Below are 18,852 nucleotides of genomic sequence, written 5' to 3'. Positions count from 1 at the left end.
CTTCTTGGGTTAGATCGTCAAATACCGCATCACGTTCGGATCGTCGAGACGCTCCTTGCCACCGCTCCAGACGATCGTTCCTTTCTCCATGATGTAAAATACGTCTCCCACGCTGCGAACGAAGTCCAGACTCTGCTCGACGAGCAAAATCGAAGTCCGGCCTTCATTGCGAATGCTGCGAATAACATCTTGAATATCCTGCACGATCGATGGCTGAATTCCTTCCGCCGGCTCGTCGAGAAGCAGCAGCTCCGGCTCGGAGACGAGCGCTCTGGCGAAGGCGAGCTGCTGCTGCTGCCCGCCGCTGAGATCGCCGCCTCGTCGCCCGTACATCGACGGCAGCACGGGGAACTTCGCGATAGCCTCGGACGGGATCTCCCTGGTCTTGCGCCGCTTCTTGTCGCGGCACGCTTCGAGTCCGATCCGCAAGTTCTCATAGACGCTCAATTGGCCGAACACCTCCCGCCCCTGCGGAACGTACCCGATCCCCGCCCGCGCCCGCTCGCCCGAAGGCGATCGGGTAATATCGCTTCCGTTAAACTTGACTTGTCCCCGCTTCGTCTTGATGACGCCCATAATGCTCTTGACCAGCGTGGACTTGCCCACGCCGTTGCGTCCCATCAGACATACGACTTGACCCGGCTCCACCTTCAGGCTCACGTCGCGCAGGATCATGCTCTCGCCGTAGCCCGCTTCCAATGCTTCAACCGACAGCATGCGCATCCCGCCCTTTGCCTCTGCCCAGGTACACTTCGGCCACCCGGTCGTCGCTCTGAATCTCATCCATCGTGCCTTCCTTCAGAAGCTTGCCTTCGTGCATAACCGTCACCTTGCTGGCGAAGTTGCGCACGAACTCCATGTCGTGCTCGACGACGACGACCGTCCGCTTGCGGACGATCTCCTGCAACAGCTCTCCCGTCTTGTCCGTCTCCTTGTCCGTCATGCCGGCCACCGGCTCGTCGAGCAGCAGAATCTCCGGCTCCTGAAGCAGCATCATCCCGATCTCCAGCCACTGCTTCTGGCCGTGGGAGAGCAGTCCCGCCCGCAGGTGACGCTGATCGCCAAGACCGATGAGCGCCAGCTCCTCGTCGATTCGTTCGCGTTCGCTCGGTTTGAGCGTTGCTCGCAGGGTGGCCCACACGCTGCGATTCTGCGACATGGCGATCTCCAGATTCTCCATTACCGTCAGTCCTGCGAAGATGGAGGGCGTCTGGAACTTGCGCCCGATGCCGGATTCCGCGATCTTGTGCTCCTGGAGCTTGGTGATATCGAGGGCGCCGGGCCGACGGTGGAACGACACGCTCCCCGACACCGGCTTGACCTTGCCGCAGATGACGTCCAGCATCGTCGTCTTGCCCGCGCCGTTGGGCCCGATCAGGAAGCGCAGCTCTCCCGGCAGCAGCAGCAGATTCATGCCCTGAACGGCCTTGAATCCGTCAAACGCTACGGTTACTTCCTTGCAGGACAGAATGGGCGCCTGACTCATGCATATTCCCCCTTCCGCGTATTCTGCGGACGGCTTCGGCGCCGGATCGAATCAGACCGGCAATGCCGCCCGGCAAGAAAACCGTTACGACGATAAACAGCACGCCGAGGCCAATCGTCCAGAAGTCCGGATAGGCTTCGGACAGACCGCTCTTGGCATAGTTGAGCGCCAGCGTTCCGATCAAAGCGCCGATCAGCGTGCCTCTTCCGCCGATCGCGACCCACAGAATCATCTCGATCGACGGCACAATGCCCATCATCGAAGGCGAGATAATGCCGACATGAAGCACGAACAGCATTCCCGCTATGCCCGCCAGCGCACCGGAGAAAGCGAACGTCATCATCTGGTACGTCGCCGGATTGTAGCCGAGGAAGCGCACCCGGTTCTCCCCGTCGCGAATGGCGCGCAGCACCTTGCCCATCCGGCTGTTCGCGATGTAACGGCACAACATGAACACGAGCACGAGCACCGCGACCGTCGCAAGATACAAGACGGTCTTCATCGTATCCGACCTCAGAGGCTCGCCCAGCAGCTTGGTGAAGCTCGTCAGTCCGTTCGTGCCGCCCGTATAAGCCTGCTGCCCGATGAACAGCGTTGTGACAATAATGACAAGCGCCTGCGTCAGAATGGTGAAGTACACGCCCTTGATCCGATTGCGGAACGTGAAGAAGCCCAGGAACAAAGCGAGCAGCGCCGGGATCAGGATGCCGAGCGCAACCGCGACGGGGAACACCTTGAACGGTTCCCAGAACCAGGGCAGCTTCGTCAACCCGCTCCAATCCATAAAGTCGGGCAACCGCGTCCCGCTCGCCTGAAGCTTCAGATGCATGCCCATCGCATAAGCTCCCAGTCCGAAGAACACGCCGTGTCCGAGGCTTAGTACGCCGGTATAACCCCAGAGCAGGTCAAGACCGAGCGCTGCGATCGCGAATGCAAGAAACTTGGCAAGCAAATTAAGGCGGAAATCGCTTAAATACAGCGGAGCGCAGAACAATACCGCTGCGGCTGCGATATAGCCGAGCAACAGCCAAAGTCTTCGGCGGTCCGCAAAAATCGACGTCATGGAAGGCTCACCTCCTCTTCGATGTAATGGCTCTCATTCGATCGTCAATCCAGTTGGCGCGTGCGAACGGCGAACAATCCCTTCGGCTTCCATTGGAGGAAAGCCACGATCAATATAAAGACGAACACCTTGCCGAGCGAAGCGTTCGACCACCATTCGAACATGGTGTTGAAGAAGCCGATGCCGAGCGCGCCGACAACGGTGCCGACCAGCTTGCCGACGCCGCCCAGGACGACGACCATGAACGCATCGACGATATAATAGGTGCCGATGTTCGGGCCGATCGGGCCGATCAACGTCAATGCGCAGCCCGCGATTCCCGCAATGCCCGAACCGATCGCGAACGTCATCCCGTCCACGCGCCTGGTCGAGATGCCGAGACATGCGGCCATCTCGCGATTCTGCATGACCGCCCGCATCCGTCTGCCTGACGCGCTTCGATAAATGTACATATACATGGCGACCAGGCATATGGCGACCAGCGCGAGAATAAACAGCCGCTTGTAAGGGAACACCACGCCGTCTATAAGCTCAAGCCCGCCGTTCAGCCACGACGGACTGCTCACGGCGACGTTCGGCGCGCCGAAGATCGATCGCGCGATCTGCTGCAGCACGAGGCCGACGCCCCATGTAGCGAGCAGACTGTCCAGCGGACGGCCGTACAAGTGCCGGATCAATATCACCTCCAGCACATAGCCGATGACGAACGCAACGAGGAAGCTGGCGATGATCGCCGCGATAAAGTAGCTGTCGAAAGCGCCCTTGGGCAGCAGGTCCTTGAACAAATTCTGCGTCAAGTAGGCGGTGTAGCTGCCGATCATAATAAACTCGCCGTGCGCCATATTGATGACGCCCATAAGTCCGAAGGTAATGGCGAGGCCGAGCGCAATCAACAGCAGAATGGAGCTGACGCTCAAGCCGTTGAACAACTGGGAGATCCACATCTCCATGACATTCGCCCCCTCCCTGCGATGAAGGTAAAGCGGGAGTGCGCCGTGTCGTCGAATATCTCGCCGAGCGCTGCTCCCGCCCATTCGATTGCCCTTATGCCTTGAGGATTAGGACCCCGAGCTGAGGTCGCCTGCCCAATCGTAGCCCTTGAGGTACGGGTCCGGCTTGACCGGGCTGCCGGAGTTCCACAGCTCCTTGATCATGCCGTCGGACTGAATCTCGCCGATTCGGACCGTCTTGTAGATGTGCTGGTTCTCGCCGTCGATCGTAACCTTGCCTTCCGGAGCGTTGAACTCGATGCCGCCTGCGGCTGCCTTCACGGCGTCCACGTCGAAGGAGCCTGCCTTCTCCACCGCCGCCTTCCACAGGTAGACGGCCGTATAGCCCGCCTCCATCGGGTCGCTCGTTACGCTGTCCGCGCCGTACTTCGCCTTGAAGCTCTCGACGAACGTCTTGTTCTCCGGCGTGTCGGTTGTCTGATAGTAGTTCCAGGCAACCAGATGTCCGGCCAGGAAGTCGGCGCCGATGCCCTTGACTTCCTCTTCGGCGATGCTGACCGACAGCGTCGTCAGATCCGCGGCGGCAATGCCCGCATCCTTCAGTTGCTTGAAGAAGGCTACGTTGCTGTCGCCGTTCAGCGTGTTGTACACGACGTCCGGCTTCGCTTCCTTGATCTTGGCGATGATCGTCGTGTAGTCGGTATGACCGAGCGGCGTATACTCTTCGGCGACGGTCTCGCCGCCCTTGGCAGCCAATTGCGCCTTGATGATCTTGTTCGCCGTGCGCGGGAATACGTAGTCGGAGCCGAGCAGGAAGAACTTCTTCTTGCCTTGTTCCAGCAGGTAGTCGACCGAAGGGACGATCTGCTGGTTCGTTGTAGCGCCGGTGTAGAAAATATTGGGAGAGGATTCGAGGCCTTCATACTGGACGGGGTACCACAGCAGACCGTTAAGCTCTTCGAATACGGGCAGCATCGCCTTGCGGCTTGCGGATGTCCAGCCGCCGAATACCGTCGCTGCCTTGTCTTCGGAGATCAGCTTGCGCGCCTTCTCGGCGAAGGTCGGCCAATCCGATGCGCCGTCTTCGATCACGGGCTCGATCTGCTTGCCCAGAACGCCGCCGGCGGCGTTGATCTCGTCGATCGCCATCAATTCGGAGTTCTTGACCGTCACTTCGCTGATGGACATCGTGCCGCTGAGCGAGTGCAGAATGCCGACCTTGACCGTGCCGCCTTCGCTTGCTGCGGACGAAGAGGCCGGCGCCGAGGAAGCCGGTGCCGAAGACGAGGCCGAATTGTTCTCGTTATTGCTGCCGCATCCCACCAGAGCAAGACTCACCGATACGGCCAACCCCATGCCTTTAAACCAATTTCCTTTTCTCTTCACAACTCCACTCCCTTTTCCTAATGGTGATTTTCCGAACGTTTTTTTATTTGTAGTCGATTACCGTTCGGCTGTCTGTATTATAGTGTTGGATTTATTTTCATGTCAATATATCTTACGTTAAAAATGTTAATGTCTTGTACTTGATCTGACATTTAAATAAATTATAAAATAATGCTAATTATTTGGAATTTATTATAAAATAAAATGGTACAAAAACTGAAAACAAGCGAAAATTTGGAGGAAAAAAGACAAAAAGAACGAAGGGAATGACATAAAAACCATGCATCCCGGCAGTTTCGCAGCGAAAATTATCGAGATTCATGCATGTCAACATAGACGAGCAACATCCGAACATTCGGATATAAAAAAGAAAAATGATTAGGAAATTCCGCGAAAACCTAAAAAAAATGATCAATTTCTCTTGTTTTGCATGCAGTGTCGGTTAAATATGCAGGTGAGGTGTTCGTTGTCGGTTATCGGTTGAGGTTGTCGTTCGAGCCTGCTTCTGAGGATGTAGGGGAATTTTATGATATGTGTATGTTATATTATATTACCAATCAGTGTCAATACCATGATAACATCATTCCTGCCATGTCCATTTTTTTGCCGATAAATAAAAAAACGAGACCGGATCGGCATCCGGCCCAAGGCTCTGGTCGTTCTATTATCTCTGGTCGTTCTATTATTCTCGGCGAGGCCGGCCGAAGAAGCGCTTCACGGGCGAATGCGGCGGCGAACACGATCCGCTTGCTCTCCAGGACGATGCGTTCCTCTCTCACCGTTCCCTCTCCTTCTGGCTTCCGGCCAAGCTTCGCCCATACTTCGCATACTTCCTCCAGGGCTTGTAGCCGAGCTTCCCGTAGAAGTCGACGAACGGAGTCGTGTCGATCACGATGTGCCGGACGCCCCGCTCCCTCAGGAAGCCGATCGCCGCCTGGACGATGGAGATGCCGTAGCGGTGCCCGCGCTGCGCCTCGTCGATGCCAAGCGGGCCGATCCCGCCAAGCTCCTCATTGAACAGAGGCGCCCAATAGACGTTCTGTGCGAGCAGCGGGGACTTCGCGTCGTTCATCCGGCAGAAGCCGATGATCCGGCCCGCACGCTCCAGCACGACATACTCCCGCCCGTCGCCCCCCTGCTCCCAGTAGTCGCGCTGCTGAAGGTCCCATGTGCCGGGGAAGCAGCGCGTCATGAAGGCGGTCAGCTCCTCGCGATCCGCCGCCTGCGCAATTCTCGCCGTCGCCTCTCCCGTGTCGGGCAGCTCCGCCCGCTCCTCGGCCGAGTACGATCGAATCAAGTCGTACGCATCCTCCCGGTATTCGTACCCCCGCCGCTCGAACCATCCCTTCGTCTCCGTCAGCTCGTTCGGCACCCCCGGGAACAGGCGGCGGTGCAAGTCGTTGCCGAGCTGGACCCGGCGGACGCCCGCAGCGGCCAGTGCCTCCTCCGCCCGGCGCAGCAAGCAGCCGCCGATGCCTTGCCCCCGCCAATTCGGCGCCACGAACAGCGCGTGAATCCACCCGAGGTCCCGTCCCAGCTCGAAGCTCTCGTCTCCTTCGGAGGTTCTCTTGACCGCGACAAATCCGACCAATTCGCCGCCCTCGGACTCCCGCGCCGCCCACGAGCCTTCCTTCAGCAGCCGCCTGTCCGCGAACACATTCTGCTTCAGCAGCCGCGGCCGCAGCGGATACGATGCTCCCAGCTCCGCGTTCCATATGTTCACTATCTCGTGCAAATGTTGTTCCGTCAGCTTCTCGTAGATCATGGCCGGCCTCCTGCAGATGTGCGTGATGTTCATTGCTCTAGAGTCACTGTAACGGAAGGAGGGAGCGCGGCCAATAAGCCGATCTTGCGATTCTTGTCCGCTGATAAGATCGGACGCCGGATCGTAAAAGAACAGCGAATTATAAAAGACAACAGATCATCCTACCAGAGCAGCCGATGCCGCCCTTGCAGCCGCAGGATCGACTCGATAAAGAAGCAGTCTCCGCAAATAATCGGAACGCCGAAGTCGCCGTTATTCTAGACGGATTCCCCGCACATCACCACTCGCTGACAAATGGCCCCGGCAATTCCGTTTGTTATAGCGAGCCTGCGACTCCAGTTCCTGATTTTCCGTATCGCCGCACCGACCGACAGTGCCGCTATCTTTTCTTCAAAATAGAGTGCCTTATCCCTTTCTATCAGAATCCTAATTTTTGGAAAATCATGCTCTGAACAGATGGGATAAGGCGCCCTTTTGGGAAATAAGGATGGGGGCCCTCCCCCTCGCCAATACGAATAGGTACACGCCGGAATCGGAAGCTGAGTCTGCGGTTGAGCGGATCGGCCTATCGCTCGAGAGCAAGGCGGACAGGCTCAACAACGCCAAAATGGCGGCACCGGGAGAGGCCCCCAATGCCGCCATTTCTCCAATATGCAATTGCAGGACAACTCCTCATCGATCCGTCCGAGCCGCCGCTGTTCGAGCCGCAGCCGGCCGCCTGCGTCAGAACGTCAGCCCCGCCCATTGCTGCAGCCACTCGTAGGCCCGGGTTCCGTTGACGACGTGCCCGCCCGCGAAGATGTCCAGCTCCGGCATCGAGCCGGATTCCGCTGCCGCCCCATTCCCGGACTCCGCACCGGATTCCGTTGCCGCGGCCGCAGCCCCATTCCCGGACTCCGCACCGGACTCGGCCACCGCGTCTCGCGCCGTCTCCGAGTACAGCTCCCGCAGCCGCCTGTGCGCTTCGCGGACCGACTCGACCGGGAACAACGGGTCCGTCGTTCCCGAGGAGAGCAGCAGCGGCCGCGGCGCGATCAGGCCGAGCACATCGGGCAGCTCCCCCGCTTCCAGCAGGCCGGGAACGTAGTTGTCCAGGCAGTGCGCCGTCGCCAGCACGCCGTCGCGGAACAGGCTCGCGTAGCCGCACAGCACGGTCGCCCCGATGCGCTCGTCGAGCGCGGCGGCTACTCCGGCGACAAGCCCGCCGCCGGAATAGCCCATGGCGCCGATGCGGGCGGCGTCGCAGTCCGGCCTGGCTGCCATGTAGTCGGCGACGCGCAGCGTCTCGGCGATGCGCTGCCCGGCGAGCGTGCGGCCGTGCATCAGCAGATGGACCGCGAGCCGGTAGCAGCTGTACGTCTCGGGACCCGCCGCGGCATCGTCGCGGAGCCGCCGGTCGCCGAACCCGAGCAGCTCCGGCACGGCGACCGCGAAGCCGCGGAGCGCGAGTTCCGCGGCGAATCGCGAATGTCGGCCCGCGTTCTCGCCGAGCTCCGAGCCGTCCGGCGCGAGGCCGATCGCCTCGCGGCTGCCATAGCCGTGCCCGTGGCATCCGATCGCGATCGGATGCGGACCGGGCCGGTCGGAGGGGATAAGCACGTACACGGGCATTCGCAGCCCGTCCGCCGTCGTCAGCTCGATCCGCTCCCGGACGAAGCCGACGCATTCGGTTCTCTCCAGCAGGCGCGGGTTCAGTGGTTGCGCTTCCTTGGCCCCCGATTCGAGCCCGAGAGCTTGCTTCAACCGCAGCCTGAGCCTCTCTCGCCGCTCCGGCACGCTCTCGTCCTTCGCTTCCCGCTCCCTTCTCCCCTTCGTCTCCTCATACAGTTTGGCCAGGTAATCGTCCGGATGCCACATGCTCTTTTCCGCCCCTTAATTCGCAACGTCCTTGTCGATCTGAGCCTGAAGCTCCTGGCGCAGCGTGTCGAAGCCGGCCTGCTTCCGCTTGGCGAGCAGCTCCGCATACGCCTTGTCGACGTCCTTGACGAAGCCGAGCGTCAGCGGCGACTGGTACTGGCTGGACACGTCGGACAGCGCCGCCTGCTGCGTCTTGATGTTCTCGAGGTCCGGCTGGAAGTCGTTAAGCGGCGTATTGAACACCCGGTCGCGCTGCGACTTCATCACGTCGTCGAAGTTCGGCAGGCCGTCCTGCGACGTCAGATAGTAGCGCTCGTCGCGCCAGCCCCACGGGCAAGTGCCGTCCGGCGGGTAGTTCGGGCTGTCGGCGAGCAGAACAAGCTTGCCTTCCGCCGAGACGTCCCAATGCTTGCCCTGGATGCCGTACGTCGTCGTCTGGTTGTACCACGCGTCGTTCTTGAACAGGTCGAGCAGCATCAGCGCGCGCTCCGCGTTCTTGGACTTCGCGTTGATCGCCATGCCGTTGGCCATGTACGAGTTCGCGACGACCTTGTTGGACGTATTGATCGGGTAGAAGCGGACGTCCCATTCCGGATGCGCGGTCATTACCGTCTGATAAGCGGCGTTGGCGTCGAGCAGGTTCGTCAGGAACGCGGAGCTCTTGCCGTTGACGAACGAATCCTTGGACGACACCTTGTTGACGAGCGAATTCTTCGAGATGTAGCCTGACTGATTCCACGTCTGCATTCTCTTGTACAGCTCGAGCGCCGCCGGATCGGACTCCGTCGCATCGACGATCCGATTCGTCGCCAGGTCCACGCTGACGCCGACCGTGCCCATCTCGTAGCGGTCGCGCAGATCTTGAAGCTGCATGTGCGGAATGATCCAGTTGTCGTAGGAGGTCGCTTCCCACGGAACAAGCTCCTTGTCGTTCTCGGAGACGGCCTTCAGATACCCTTCGAAGTCGTCAAGCGAATCAATCGAGGAGATGCCGTACTTGTCCATCAGATCGCCTCTTACGACGTAGCCGTAGACGGAGATCTCGCGGTAGTTCATCGGCAGCGCGTACAGCTTGCCGTCGACCGTTCCGGCGTCGAGCACCTCCTGGCTGGAGCTGGCAAGCGTCTGCGGAGCGTACGTCTGCATCAGCCCGGGCGTCAGCTCCATGAAGGCGCCCTTCCTCGCGTAATCCGCGAATTGGCCCCAGGTCGCCGTTACGATCAGGTCGAAGTCCTCGCCGGCGGCGAACTTGAGCGAATACGCCTTCTGCCAGTCCGCGAACGGAATGTACTCGACGTCGACGGTTGCGTTGATGTCTTCCTTCAGCTTCTTGTTGATCTCCCCGTAGACGAGATCGGAATCCGGAGCTCCGTCGCTGATCAGCACCATCTTGAGCGTGACCGGCTTGGACGTGTCCGGCTTCGCGGCCTCTCCCGAGGCGGATGCGGACGCCCCGGCGTTCGATTCGGAAGGCGAAGCCTGCTGCGACGCTCCCCCGTTATCCTTCGAGCCGGAGCAGCCGGCGAGCAGAGCCGCGAGCCAGACGAGCAGCAGCAGCGATATTGCTGTTTGACGGACAGTCATTCGATGATCCTCCCTTTATTAGGAACAGCATAATAGACAGCATAATTGATATCGCGATTGGCTTAACCCTTGACGGAGCCGATGGTCACCCCGCTGACGATAAAACGCTGCAGGAACGGATAGACGAAGAACACCGGAGCAATGACGATCACGGTCATCGCCAGCTTAAACGTCTCCTTCGGAATGTCGGGAATCGGCATGCCGGTCTTCCCCGCCAGGTTGTTCAGCATCTCCGTCTTGTTCATCAGGTTGTACAAGTAGTATTGCAAGGGAACGAGATTCGGATCGCGGATAAACAGCATCGCGTTCGCCCAGTCGTTCCAGTAGCCGAGCCCGATGAACAGAGCGATCGTCGCCAGCCCCGGCTTGGCGATCGGCAGCATAAGTGTCAGGAATATCCGCAGCTCCCCCGCCCCGTCGATTTTGCCGGATTCGATGATGGCCTCCGGAATGGATGCGAAGAAGCTTTTCATCACGAGGATGTAGAAGACGTTCATCAGCAGCGGCACGATCAGCGCCAGCACGCTGTCCTTCATATGATAATAGTTGACCATCAGCAGATACCAGGGCACGAGGCCCCCGCTGAAGACGGACGTGAAGTAGATGTAGAACGAGAAGTAGTTCCGGTACTTGAAGTCCTTGCGCCCGATGACGTACGAGGTCATTGCGGTCAGGAAGGCGCCCAGCGACGTGCCGGCGACGAGCACGAGCAGCGACACGCCGAATGCGCGCACAATATCCCCCGGGGCCTTGAACACCATCCGGTAGCCGTCCAGGCTCAGCTTCTGCGGCAGCAGCCGGAAGCCGTTGCGGACAAGCTGCTCCTCTCCCGACAGCGAACCGCTGACGACCAGCAGCAGCGGCACGAGGCACAGAAGACACAGCAGGCCAAGGAAGGTGTAGCCCAGGACGTTGAACAGCAGACGGTCCTTGGTGTAAGTTAGCATACGGGCCTCCTAGAAGAGCGAATAGTCGGGCTGCACCCTGCGCACGATCGCGTTCGTAATCAGGATGATGACGAAGCAGACGACCGATTGGTACAAGCCGGTGGCGGCCGACATGCCGATGTCCTGGGAGCCGAGCAGCGAGCGGAAGACGAAGGTGTCGATGACGTCCGTCGCGTCGTACAGCAGGCCGTTGGTGCCGACAAGCTGATAGAACAGATCGAAGTTGCCGCGGAAAATATTCCCAATAGACAGAAGCACCATGATGACGGTCGTCGGAACGATAAGCGGGAGCGTAATCCGGCGGATGCGCTGGAAGACGTTCGCCCCGTCGATCGCGGCGGCTTCGTACAGGCTGCGGTCGATGCCGATGATCGCCGCGAGGTAGATAAGCGAATTGTACCCGACGTACTTCCAGTTGTTGAAGAAGAGCAGGATGTACTTCCACCAGCCGGGAGAGGAATAGAAGTCCTGCTGCGGCAGCCCCATCGCCTGGAGAAGCACGTTCAGGTAGCCGTAATCGTAGTTGAACAGGTTGTAGACGATTGCGCCGACGACGACCCAGGAGAGGAAGAACGGGAACAGCAGAATCGACTGCGCCGCCTTCTTGATGAACCTCCCTCCCATCTCGGCGATCACAATCGCGACGGCCAGTTGGAGAACAAGCCCGCTGACGATGAAGGCCGCGTTGTACAGCACCGTGTTCGACGTGACGAGCAGAGCCTTGCCTGAGCGGAAGAAGAACTCGAAGTTGGCCAGTCCCGCCCAGGGGCTTCCGAAGATTCCCTTGTCGAAGCGATAGCTCTTGAACGCCAGCACCGTGCCGGCCATCGGCAGATAACAAAGCAGGAAAAAATAAACGACGGACGGAACCATCATCAGGAACAGCATCCTGTTCTTGCGGAACTCCTTGATCATGAGCTCCCTCCGCTCTTGCTGCGCATGCCATGCATCATCCTTTGCATTCGGTATGGGTGTTCGGCCTAGGCTGACCCCATTATATAAAACGCTTACAAACGGCGGATAGGGGGAGAAAATACGAATCGGATAGACAAAATTATAGACTTGGGCGCAGGAAGGAAGCGGTCGTTGCCAACTCGCGCGTATGCGTTATACTACAGGATAAAGGGGGAGAGACAAGTGCTCAAGATGCTGATCGTGGACGACGAGCGCACGACGCGCAACACGCTGCTGAACCATATTCCGTGGCGGGAGCTCGGAATCGGGGAGGTCGAGCAGGCCGACGACGGAATCCGTGCGCTGGAGCTTGCGAAGCGGCATTCCCCGGACATCGTCATGACCGACATCCGCATGCCCCGCATGGACGGCCTGACGTTCGCGCGCGAGCTGAGAGCTTGCCTTCCGAAGAGCAAGGTCATAATTTTAAGCGCTTACTCGGAGGTCGACTACTTGAAGTCGGCGATCAAGCTGAACGTCGTCGATTACGTGGAGAAGCCGATCGATCTGGACGAGGTGAAGCGGGTGCTCGCTTCGGCCGTCGCGAAGTGCGCCGAGGAGCAGGCTCGCTTCAAGGAGAATGAGCCGCCGGTCCAACGCGATGCCGCCGCACCGTTGCGGGAGCCGGGCGCGGAAGGGGGCGGCCTCGTCGGCAAGGCGAAGCGATTCATCGAACAGCGGGCGTGCGATCCGAACCTGTCGATCAGCGCGCTTGCGGACCACCTCTACCTGACTCCTTCGTATGTTTGCCTGATTTTTAAACAGGAGACCGGCATCACGATCAACCAGTACCTGACCTCGGTTCGGATCGGGAAGGCGAAGGAGCGGATCGCGGACCCGGCCGTCAAGCTGCATCAGGTGGCCGGCCTCGTCGGCTACACCGACGGCAAGTACTTCGCCCGCCTGTTCAAGAAGGAATGCGGGCTGACGCCTTCCGAGTTCAGAAGGACAATCAACCCATGAGAGGCTTCCCGCTCCGGCCGCTGTACCGCGTCATCAGCCATCTGAGTCTGCAGCGCAAAGTGTTCCTCTCTTACGTTGTTCTCATTCTTGTCCCGATGGCGATTCTGACCTGGTTCTCCTACCACCGAAGCGCGGAAGTCGTCCGCCGCCAGACGATGCAGTCGGCCGAGCAGGTCTTCGACGAGGCTGCGCGCCAGTTGGACGCATTGGCGGACAAGGCGATCGGCGCGCTCAACACCGTCTCGCTGGACGGCCAGATCAACGCCATTCTTGCCACCGATGCGGACCGCTACGACATTCCTTCGCAGCTTACGGATTACAACCGAATGACGCCGTTCCTGCAGAACATCGAGAAGTCCCAGGGCGTTTACCGGGTGCGTCTGTATCTCGACGACCGCTTCGTCTTCTCGGACGACGGGGCGCGGCTGTCCCCCCTGTCCAGGCTTGCCGGCGAAGACTGGTACGCTCGCATGAACGCTTCCGGCGCATCCGCGTACTGGTTCGTTCCCCGCCGGGATGCCGGAGCCGTCGCGGTCGTCTCCGTCGCGCGAACGGTCTGGAGCCTTGTGGACTTCACCAAGCCGGTCGGCGTGGCCCGGGTCGATATCCCGCTCGCCGATGTCGAGCGGATCGTGACGGAGGCGCAGCTCACCGCCTCCAGCTACGTCCTGCTCCGCAGCGACGAGTCGGGCGAGACCGTCGCCGCATCCCGGCCGGACGCAGGAAGTGCGGCCGGAGCGGAAGGCGGGGATGCGGCCGGGGCGGCGGGCGGGAGCGAATTGGCGAGCGGGGACGGCGGCGGCGCTAACCGCCAGATGCTGCTCCGGAGCGTCGCCATTCCCGGCACCTCCTGGTCGCTTGTCTCCCACGTCTCGCTCAAGGAGGCGCTGCGCCCGCTGACGGACCTGCGCAACCGGATGATCGTCATGATGCTCGTGATCACGGCGCTCTCCTATGTCGTCGCTTACTTCTACTCGCGGTTGAGCACGATTCGCATCAAGCGCTTGTCCTCCCGCATGCGCCTTGTGCAGAACGGCGACCTGCCGGTCGTTATGACCGTGGGCGGCAAGGACGAGATCGGCGAGCTGACCGAGAGCTTCAACTTCATGGTCCGGCGAATGGACGGGCTTGTGCAGGAGAAGTTCCGCATGGGCAAGGAGCTGAAGAACGCCGAGCTGCGAACGCTTCAGGCGCAGATCAACCCTCACCTGCTCTACAACTCGCTCGACACGATCAACTGCCTCGCGATCGAGCATCAGGTGCCGGACATCTCGCGCATGGTGCTGTCGCTGACCCGCTTCTATAAGCTCGGCCTCTCCCAAGGCAAAGAGCTCGTGCCCCTTCGGGCCGAGCTCCAGCATATTCGGGCTTATATCGGAATCATGAACATGCGCTACGAGGAGGCGATCGAGCTGATCGTCGAGGTGCCTCCGGAGCTTCAGACCTGCCTCGTGCCGCGCACGATTCTGCAGCCGATCGTCGAGAACGCGGTGCTGCACGGCATCATGGAGACCGAGCGCAAGCGCGGCTCCATCTCGATCTCCGCAGCGAAGAGGGACTCCGGCTCGTATCTCCTTCAGATCGGAGACGACGGCAAGGGAATCCCTCCGGGCGAGCTGGCCGGCCTGCTGAAGCGGCCCGTCTCCGCCGATTCCGAAGCGGAGGGCGGCTTCGGTCTGCGCAATGTGAACGATCGGCTTCAGCTTACGTTCGGGGAAGAATATGGACTGTCCATTCATTCCGAGGAGGAGCGCGGCACAACCGTCTCGCTGCGGTTGCCGATCGGTGCATCGGCCGCCTAGCCGTGCCTCCTTCGGGATGCTGGGATGCTGGGATGCTGGGCCGCTTGCTACTCGCCATTCGCCGCCGTTTGCCGATTTTATGCGTTTTTTCACATTCGTCGGCTTGAATTGGGGGCAATTGCGGCGTTTTATGTGGTTTTTAGCATATATGCGGTAACTCAAGCCGAAGATTCCTCCACGAATGTGATTTTTCGCATAGAATCGGACAAAGTGCCCGCTGCCGGGCGGCGCGAATGTGATATTTCACATATATTGCGGCTATTGCGGCAGCCCCCGGCTTCGGAGGAGGTTAGCGGCGCTTCTCGGTGGCGTAATAAGCCAAGGCTAACGCCGGCAAGGCAATGCCGATCCACAGAGCCGCCTGCCAGCCTCCCGCCGAATACGCCCAGCCGCCGAGCGCGGAACCGAGCGCCCCGCCGGCGAAGAAGATGGCCATGAACAAGCCGTTCAGTCGGCTGCGCACCTCGGCCCCCAGAGAGAAAATCTCTCGCTGGCTAAGCACCAGGTTCGCGGACACCCCCATGTCGAGCACAACGGCCGCGACAACGAGCAGGATAAGCGCAAGCGTCGAGCCTCCTTGATCGGCCAGCGGCAGCGCGATCGAGAGCAGCACGAGAAGGAGCGCGATTCCGGTCGCGGGACGAATCCAGCCCCGGTCCGCCAGTCGGCCGGCGACGGGTGCGGCGAGCGCGCCGGATACGCCGACCAACGCGAAGAGCGCGACCTCCTGTTGGGAGAAGCGGAACACCGGGCCGGTCAAGTACAGGGGCACCGTCGTCCAGAACAAGCTGAACGTTCCGAATACGCTGGCGTGGTAGAGCGCTCTGCGCCGAAGCACCGGCGTCGTCTTCAGAAGCTGCGTCATCGAGCCGATCAGCGCCGAATACCGCACGGAAGACGTCGGCTGGCGAGCCGGAAGCGCGCGGGCCAGAACAATAGCGAGAGCGGCGATGGCGACCGCGGACAAGTAGAAGACGGCTCTCCACCCCAAGTATTCCGCCACCAGGCTCGACACGGGACGAGCGAGCATAATGCCGAGCAGCAGTCCGCTCATGACATTGCCGACGTTGCGGCCTCGCGTCGCTTCCGGCGACAGGTGCGCCGCATACGGGACAAGAACCTGAGCGGCGACGGAGCTTACCCCGATCAGCATGGAGACGCCCAGGAACAGGACGGAATGATGAACGACGCCTCCGGCCGCAAGCACGACAGCCGCGAGGAACAGAAGAATAACGACCAGCCGGCGATTCTCGACGATGTCCCCCAAGGGGACGAGGAACAGAAGCCCAAGGCCGTAGCCGATCTGGGCCAGCGTAACGATCAGCCCCGCCGCTCCGGACGACAGCCCCAGGTCCGAGCTGATCGGCCCAATCAAGGGCTGGGCGTAATAAAGATTGGCGACGATGAGTCCGCAGGCGACGGCAAGAATGCGGATAATTGCGGGCGAGAAGTCTTTGGCGGCAGGTTGCTGCTCTTCGAGTGCGCTCATGCGAATTTCCCCTTTGCTTGGTGATGCGTACAAAACTGCATTTTTTACCGGAACAATCGTTCCAGTAATCTCTTAAAAAAAGGCCGTCTCCTCCTACAGCAATCCAAGAACGGCCTCGATCATATCGTCGTATTGCTGCCTGTCCGGCTTCATCTTCGTCACGACATTGATCCCGTGGTTGAGGCTGAGCAGCAAGGTCGCCATCGTCTTCACGTCTTGGTCCGCAGCGATCTCCCCCGTCTGCTGTCCCCGGCGGAGGACGTCGATGAAGCACTTCTCCAGCCCGTCGAAGCTGTCCCGGATCGCGGCTCTCGTCTGCTCGTCCGGCGAGTCCATGCCAACGGTCGCGATCGTGATCAAGCAACCATGGGGAGAAGCCTCGTCCAAGGCGGCGGAGATATGGCGGTCGAAGTATTGCCGAATGCCTTCCTTCGCGGATGTCGGGTTCTCCAGAAGGCGCCTCTTGCTCAAGCTCCTCTTCTTGTAAAGCTCGATCGCTTCCAGGTAAAGCGACTCTTTATCCCCGAACGTCTCGTACAGACTGGACCGGCTGAGGCCCATCGCCTGAAGCAGATCGGGGATGCTCGCTCCCTCGAAGCCTTTCTCCCAGAACACCAGCATGGCTTGATGGAGCACCTGCTCCCTATCGAATTCTTTGTTGCGTCCGATGGCGGGCCCCCCCTCTCGTGAACACAGTATATCTTTTCCGGAACGATTAGTCCAGTATTTGTTCAGAACGGCACCCGATTAGTGCCTCGACCGCCTGCGATTTCTGCTGGAAACCCATGTGCAGGCGGTCAAAAAACGGTTGTGGAACTATTTTTATTCGGAAAATGGGGCAATGAATTGAATGTATTGGAGCATTCTTCTCAGCATCACCACGCTTTGCGCCCGCGAAGCGTCCGCCGCAGGGGCGAAGACCGTATCGTTCATCCCCTTAACTATGCCTGCCTCGAAGAGCCACGCCGCTGCCTCCGCAGCCCAGTCCGAGATGTCTGCGACATCGACGAACGATTCCAGCGCTCCCGCATCGGCCTGCGGCGCTTTACCGACGAACTCCATCGCTCTTGCAATCATCGTTGCGACTTGTTCGCGGGTGATCTTGGCATCGGGACGGAACGTTCCGTCTTCGTAACCCCCGATCAGACCCGATCGCTGTGCCGCACCGATTGCGTCGGCGTACCAGTCGTTCGCCGCCACATCCGTGAATGTCGAAGCGTGGCCCTCTTCCCAGAGGCCGAGCGACCGAACAAGCAACGACGCGAATTCGGCGCGAGTGATCGGCTCATCCGGGGCAAACCCGCCATTCGGCCGACCTGTAACGATTCGCTTGTTCGCCAATAGCCGTACATCCGCCTCAGCCCAATGCGACTGCATATCCGTGAACGACACGCTCGAACGGATGACCGCGTATAAGCCATCGTGCAAAACATACAGTTTCGCCTGTCCGCCTGCAAAAACAGCCGGAACGAAATGAAGCTCGCCGCTCGCATCGATTCGGACGACCGAAGCCTCGTCCGGATTGACCGGCGTCGACAGCGCAATCGTTCGCCGAAGGTAACGGTCGGGCCCACTGCCTTCGATTGTCCGGTCTCCCGAATTCAGTGCAAAGAAGATCGGATTCCCCAGTACCCGCGCTGCGTCGGCGCTGTCGATGCGATCTGCAGCGGCGACCTGCGCAATCGTCGCCGTTAACGTCGCTTCCTCTTCCAGTTCTCCGAAGGCTTCGAACGGAATCTGCAACCCGTTGCCGTTGACGCTAAGCGACAGCCTGGCATCCGGCCGCACCCGCCACGTCTGAAGAAACGGTTGTGCAGGGAAGATTGCCTTGACCGCCGGATCCGGTCCCTCCACCGCAATCACAATTTCTGGCGTATCGGACACCAATACTTCCCGTAGTTGTTCGGAGGTGAACGTGAGACGAATATACCTCTGCCCTTCGGCCGTGACTTCCTCCGTGACGCTTACCTCTGCCGTCACGCCGTTCAACTTGACGCTCGCCGTAGCCGAAGCGCCGGTCGGACTACCGGGTTCATCTGCCTGGTGGTCCGCATCATTGCCCGAATCGGCATCGGGGGAGTCGGAGTCATCCGTACCGCCCGTGTCACGATTCGTCCAGTGCGCGTACAACGTCATGTCCTCGACTACCGGAGCGGCGTCGAAGTCCCATTCACCCGTCTCATCCGCCGGATCGACGAACCAGCCCTCAAACGCATACCCCACTCGCGTCGGCTCTGTTGGCTCGGCTATCGTCTGCCCGTGTTCAACGGTGACCTCGCTTCCCGAGAAGCTGCCTCCGTTCGGGTCGAACGTCACCGTGTAGCTGTTCAACGTCCAGTGCGCGTACAACGTCATATCGCCGCTGACGGTGTCCCCATCGAAGTCCCACTCGCCCGTCTCATCCGCCGGATCGACATACCAGCCCTCAAACGCATACCCGACTCGCGTTGGCTCCGTCGGCTCGGCTACCGTCTGCCCGTGTTCGACGGTGACCTCGCTTCCCGAGAAGCTGCCTCCGTTCGGGTCGAACGTCACCGTGTAGCTGTTCAACGTCCAGTGCGCGTACAACGTCATATCGCCGCTGACGGTGTCCCCATCGAAGTCCC

The 18,852-nt window shown here is 60.1% G+C and carries 16 protein-coding genes; 2 read left to right on the top strand and 14 right to left on the bottom strand.

Going from position 1 to position 18,852, the window contains the following annotated elements; genetic code table 11:
- Window positions 1-9 precede the first annotated feature (9 nt).
- From urtE to E6C55_RS04230, 11 genes are all read right to left on the bottom strand, one after another.
- Window positions 10-717, bottom strand: a complete 708-nt coding sequence (urtE, locus tag E6C55_RS04280) for an urea ABC transporter ATP-binding subunit UrtE (protein ID WP_136368551.1) — start codon at window positions 715-717, stop codon at window positions 10-12.
- Complete coding sequence (gene urtD / locus E6C55_RS04275; protein WP_136368550.1) at window positions 704-1,486, bottom strand: urea ABC transporter ATP-binding protein UrtD; 783 nt, start codon at window positions 1,484-1,486, stop codon at window positions 704-706. The genes urtE and urtD overlap by 14 nt, the downstream gene beginning before the upstream one ends.
- Window positions 1,437-2,549, bottom strand: coding sequence for an urea ABC transporter permease subunit UrtC (gene urtC / locus E6C55_RS04270; RefSeq protein ID WP_136368549.1), 1,113 nt, complete (start codon window positions 2,547-2,549; stop codon window positions 1,437-1,439). Before urtC ends, urtD begins: the two co-directional genes overlap by 50 nt.
- A 44-nt stretch (window positions 2,550-2,593) precedes the next feature.
- Window positions 2,594-3,499, bottom strand: coding sequence for an urea ABC transporter permease subunit UrtB (urtB, locus tag E6C55_RS04265; RefSeq protein ID WP_136368548.1), 906 nt, complete (start codon window positions 3,497-3,499; stop codon window positions 2,594-2,596).
- A 108-nt stretch (window positions 3,500-3,607) separates the two neighbouring features.
- Window positions 3,608-4,855, bottom strand: coding sequence for an urea ABC transporter substrate-binding protein (gene urtA, locus E6C55_RS04260; RefSeq protein ID WP_136368681.1), 1,248 nt, complete (start codon window positions 4,853-4,855; stop codon window positions 3,608-3,610).
- A gap of 593 nt (window positions 4,856-5,448) precedes the next feature.
- A complete protein-coding gene (locus tag E6C55_RS04255; RefSeq protein ID WP_136368547.1) occupies window positions 5,449-5,664 on the bottom strand; it encodes a hypothetical protein in 216 nt (71 codons plus the stop codon).
- On the bottom strand, window positions 5,661-6,650 hold the full coding sequence (locus tag E6C55_RS04250; RefSeq protein ID WP_136368546.1) for a GNAT family N-acetyltransferase: 990 nt from the start codon (window positions 6,648-6,650) through the stop codon (window positions 5,661-5,663). The genes E6C55_RS04255 and E6C55_RS04250 overlap by 4 nt, the downstream gene beginning before the upstream one ends.
- 723 nt (window positions 6,651-7,373) lie before the next feature.
- Entirely contained in the window at window positions 7,374-8,507 is a 1,134-nt protein-coding gene (locus tag E6C55_RS04245) for a dienelactone hydrolase family protein (RefSeq protein ID WP_136368545.1), read from the bottom strand.
- 15 nt (window positions 8,508-8,522) lie between these two features.
- A complete protein-coding gene (locus tag E6C55_RS04240) occupies window positions 8,523-10,091 on the bottom strand; it encodes an extracellular solute-binding protein (RefSeq protein WP_136368544.1) in 1,569 nt (522 codons plus the stop codon).
- Window positions 10,092-10,153: 62 nt separating this feature from the next.
- On the bottom strand, window positions 10,154-11,038 hold the full coding sequence (locus E6C55_RS04235; RefSeq protein ID WP_136368543.1) for a carbohydrate ABC transporter permease: 885 nt from the start codon (window positions 11,036-11,038) through the stop codon (window positions 10,154-10,156).
- Between the two features lie 9 nt (window positions 11,039-11,047).
- Window positions 11,048-11,953, bottom strand: coding sequence for an ABC transporter permease (locus tag E6C55_RS04230; protein WP_136368542.1), 906 nt, complete (start codon window positions 11,951-11,953; stop codon window positions 11,048-11,050).
- A gap of 231 nt (window positions 11,954-12,184) precedes the next feature.
- On the opposite strand from E6C55_RS04230, the gene E6C55_RS04225 reads away from it, so the two are divergent.
- A complete protein-coding gene (locus tag E6C55_RS04225) occupies window positions 12,185-12,955 on the top strand; it encodes a response regulator transcription factor (protein WP_230986542.1) in 771 nt (256 codons plus the stop codon).
- On the top strand, window positions 12,952-14,757 hold the full coding sequence (locus E6C55_RS04220) for a cache domain-containing sensor histidine kinase (protein WP_168735451.1): 1,806 nt from the start codon (window positions 12,952-12,954) through the stop codon (window positions 14,755-14,757). Before E6C55_RS04225 ends, E6C55_RS04220 begins: the two co-directional genes overlap by 4 nt.
- Window positions 14,758-15,046: 289 nt before the next feature.
- Here the strand turns inward: E6C55_RS04220 and E6C55_RS04215 are convergent, their stop codons facing one another.
- From E6C55_RS04215 to E6C55_RS04205, 3 genes are all read right to left on the bottom strand, one after another.
- A complete protein-coding gene (locus tag E6C55_RS04215; protein ID WP_136368539.1) occupies window positions 15,047-16,246 on the bottom strand; it encodes an MFS transporter in 1,200 nt (399 codons plus the stop codon).
- Between the two features lie 93 nt (window positions 16,247-16,339).
- Entirely contained in the window at window positions 16,340-16,867 is a 528-nt protein-coding gene (locus E6C55_RS04210; protein WP_230986527.1) for a TetR/AcrR family transcriptional regulator, read from the bottom strand.
- Window positions 16,868-17,068: 201 nt separating this feature from the next.
- Window positions 17,069-18,852 (bottom strand): InlB B-repeat-containing protein (locus E6C55_RS04205; RefSeq protein ID WP_211093519.1); only part of this gene is annotated, 1,784 nt, incomplete at its 5' end.

The organism is Cohnella fermenti (genome assembly GCF_004801405.1).
Taxonomy (GTDB): Bacteria; Bacillota; Bacilli; order Paenibacillales; family Paenibacillaceae; genus Cohnella; species Cohnella fermenti.
This window is presented reverse-complemented; position numbering and strand designations above follow the sequence as displayed.